The sequence below is a fragment of the Kribbella swartbergensis genome (assembly GCF_054784135.1).
On record NZ_BAAGPM010000061.1, the window covers coordinates 1 to 727 of the forward strand.

The 727-nt window shown below is 63.3% G+C and carries 1 pseudogene; it reads left to right on the forward strand.

Going from position 1 to position 727, the window contains the following annotated elements:
- Positions 1 to 19 precede the first annotated feature (19 nt).
- Positions 20 to 727, forward strand: a pseudogene (locus ACYVOK_RS34490) (IS5 family transposase); the annotation flags it as partial.

Below are 727 nucleotides of genomic sequence, written 5' to 3' on the forward strand. Positions count from 1 at the left end.
TACGCGGTGGGAGAAGGTCATGCGCGATCTATTCTGGCTGTCTGACGAGGCCTGGGCGGCCTTGGAGCCACATCTGCCGCACGACCAGCCGGGCAAGCCCCGCGTGGATGACCGGCGGGTGATCAGCGGGATTCTCCATATCCTCAAAACAGGTGGGCGCTGGCGCGATGTGCCGCCTGAATACGGACCAGCCAAAACCATCTACAATCGCTACACCCGCTGGGCGCGACGCGGCGTTTGGCAGCGCATCTTCGCCAAAGTCGCAGCTGCTGGCCCCATTCCCGAGGAACTGGCACTCGACAGTTCCAACGTGAAGGCCCACTGCTCGGCGTCAGGCGGAAAAGGGGGGAGCTCGCGCAAGCGGTCGGCGTCTCGCGCGGCGGCCGAACAACGAAAATCCATTGTCTGGCCGATGGTCGTGGCCGGATCCTTGCCGTCGCGCTAACGCCGGGCAACGTGGCCGACATCACAATGGCTATGCCGATACTCGAGGCTCTGGCGCCGACCAGGCGGCTCATCGCTGACAAAGCCTATGATGCGGATCGGCTCCGCACGTGGCTCGAAGACAAGGGCATCGAAGCTGTCATTCCGGGCCGTGCTGCTCGTGCCGTTGCCCATCCGCTCAATCGCGCCGCATACCGACGCCGTAACGTGATTGAGCGGATGTTCGGCCATCTCAAGAATTGGAAGCGGATCGCAACGCGATACGACCGGCTGGCTGTGAACT